Source organism: Pseudonocardia sp. NPDC049154, assembly GCF_040648315.1.
Taxonomy (GTDB): domain Bacteria; phylum Actinomycetota; class Actinomycetes; order Mycobacteriales; family Pseudonocardiaceae; genus Pseudonocardia.
In genome coordinates this window covers 1-2,279 of the sequence record NZ_JBEZDN010000253.1, presented here as the reverse complement: position 1 = coordinate 2,279, position 2,279 = coordinate 1, and the positions used below count along the sequence as shown (strand labels likewise).

Here is a 2,279-nt window from a genome sequence, read left to right as displayed (position 1 = left end):
GAACTCCGGCGGGTGAGAAGCGGGCACGAACGACATCCTTCCCGGCGGACGAGGTCCGCCTCAGAGGAGGTGTCCGGCCTCAGGGGCCAAGCTCACCTGTGAGTTCGCACGCCTCGGCCGTGAACGCCGCGGCGACCGCATCGACGGATGGATCACCGACGCTCAGAACAGCGGCATCGCCGCGCTCCGCGGCTTCGCCGACGGCCTGGTCAAGGACTACGACGCCGTCCGCGCCGGGCTCACCCTGGCCTGGAGCTCCGGCGCCGTCGAAGGCAACGTCACCCGCATTAAGGCGATCAAGCGACAGATGTTCGGACGCGCCACCTTCAATCACCTCCGCCGCCGTGTCCTCCTGAGCAGCTGAGATCACGCAATCTGTGCCAGAGCCACCAAGAATTGGCCGTTGACAGCCTCGATCGTCATGCGCGCCAACGACACCGGCCTGGGAGTCGCCGTCTCGCCGTCACTTCCGCCCCGGGAGCCGGGCGCGGGCAGCGTCAGCTGCCCGTTCGCCACCTTGTAAGCGGTCAGCCGGGTGTGCGGGACCCCATCAACGGTCTGCCCGCAGTACTTCGGCTTGCGACCCACCCCGGTAGGACCACGTCCGCACCCCGCCGAAGAACTCGGGGAGGTGCGCGTAGGAGCCGTGGCACGCTCCGCGAGATGACAGGCCGCGATGAGCCCCCGGGCAGCAGGGGAGCTTGGACAGGCGCCGGGGGGCGACCGCGGCGACGGTGTGGCCCTCCCGGCGCCCGACACCAGTGAGCGCGAGGTATTGCGGGGGGCTCGGCGCCTACCTGGGCCGGGGCATCGAGGAACGCGACCGCTGGTGTGCCGACAAGACGGTGGCCGGCCGCGCGGCCGCAGGGCCCCGCGACCACGCGACAACAGGAATTCTCCGACTGCGGGGGCGGCTCGACGCCCGTCCGCCCGACGTCTGAGGCGATAGAGTCGGCGTCGTGACGGCAGCTGCGGTAACAGGTGGAGCGGGCGCGAGCGGCCCGCCCAGGTCGAGGTCGGAGAAGATAGCCGGCGTAGGCGGGGACGTGCGGGTTGGGCCCGAAATCGGCCAGCTCGAGCATCGTGACCTCGCGCCGGCGCAGCCCGAACGCATAGCAGACCTTGAAGGCGATCGAGTCGCGCAGCAACGGCAGCCAGCGCTTGCTTCCCGCAGCGTGCTCGCGGTCTATGAGATCATCTAGGTGATCGAATAGACGCTGTAGCTCGACCTTCGTGAAGGCACGACGACCAGCCGCGTCCGTGTCTCGATGGTCGCCGTGACCAGCCCGCGGGCCAGCATCTGCGCCCGCCAGCCGTCCACCATGGCCTCGAAGACCCGATCCTCGGCCCGGAACAGCCCGACGCTGCTGTCGCGCAGCACCCGCGGCACGAACCCCGGCACAGCGTCCACCCAGCCACCTCACGCCGTGGAATCCTGCATCTAATGCAGGAAACCTACAGCGACCTGCGTCGCGGCGGCAGCTCCGGACCCAGCGGCACGCGCACGGGCTACCCGCGCCCACCGGCCACCACCTGCAGCGATCGTGACATCGCAGCCGGACGGGAGTACTTGCATCTACTGCAACTCCCGTCCATTCGAAGCCGATAATCTATATTATGACAGATGCGCTCCTGCCTACCGATTGGCGGCACGGGGCGGCAAGCTCTCCAGGAGCTGAGAGGACTCTGCCGAACCAGCGGGTTCCAGGGCGATGACCGTTCTTGGTCACGAGCTTCAGTCGAGAAGGCCGAGCGTCGGGCCACGGCTACCGCAGGCTCAGCCCGTCACTCGCGCCCCAATCAAGCTTCGGCGCCGGAAGCGTCCAGCCGGACATCCTGCCGACCTTGGACCAGCTTCCCTCCCCCAGCGCCCAATAATAGAGGTTCACGTAGTCCGGAAAAAGGACCAGACCGGCACCGTTCAGATCGCCAAGCGCGTGTCGGTGAGCGAGCGCGCGAAGCTGGTCTTTCAGATGAAGGCCGGCTGGGACGCCAGCCACGGCCGCCGTGGTCGCGGCTACCACTAAGTCGGCCAGTTGCAGGTGCGGCAGATGTTGGCTGTCTGCAGTCAGAACCGGCATCGCGATCCTGCCCGGCTCTACGTACTCGGTGCCGCCACTCGTCACCTCAAGCGTGCTGGCGAGAAACTCCGTTTCTTGCTTGGGACCGCCGCCCGGCCTATCAGGGCTCTTCCGGGAATGGAGTGCAGGTGAGGGCGTGACCGACCGCGGGAGTCGGGTCGTGTCGCTGCGCTGAGGCGGGCCCCGAGAAGTTGATGA

At 68.0% G+C, this 2,279-nt stretch carries 3 protein-coding genes; 1 reads left to right on the top strand and 2 read right to left on the bottom strand.

The features are described 5' to 3' along the window. Positions 1–34 precede the first annotated feature (34 nt). Positions 35–364, top strand: a complete 330-nt coding sequence (locus AB0B41_RS43095) for a transposase (protein WP_358213009.1) — start codon at positions 35–37, stop codon at positions 362–364. An 834-nt stretch (positions 365–1,198) separates the two neighbouring features. Here AB0B41_RS43095 and AB0B41_RS43090 read toward each other — a convergent pair. Continuing rightward, positions 1,199–1,411, bottom strand: a complete 213-nt coding sequence (locus AB0B41_RS43090) for a hypothetical protein (RefSeq protein WP_358213007.1) — start codon at positions 1,409–1,411, stop codon at positions 1,199–1,201. Between the two features lie 355 nt (positions 1,412–1,766). Beyond that, complete coding sequence (locus AB0B41_RS43085; RefSeq protein ID WP_358213005.1) at positions 1,767–2,081, bottom strand: hypothetical protein; 315 nt, start codon at positions 2,079–2,081, stop codon at positions 1,767–1,769. Positions 2,082–2,279: the final 198 nt, after the last annotated feature.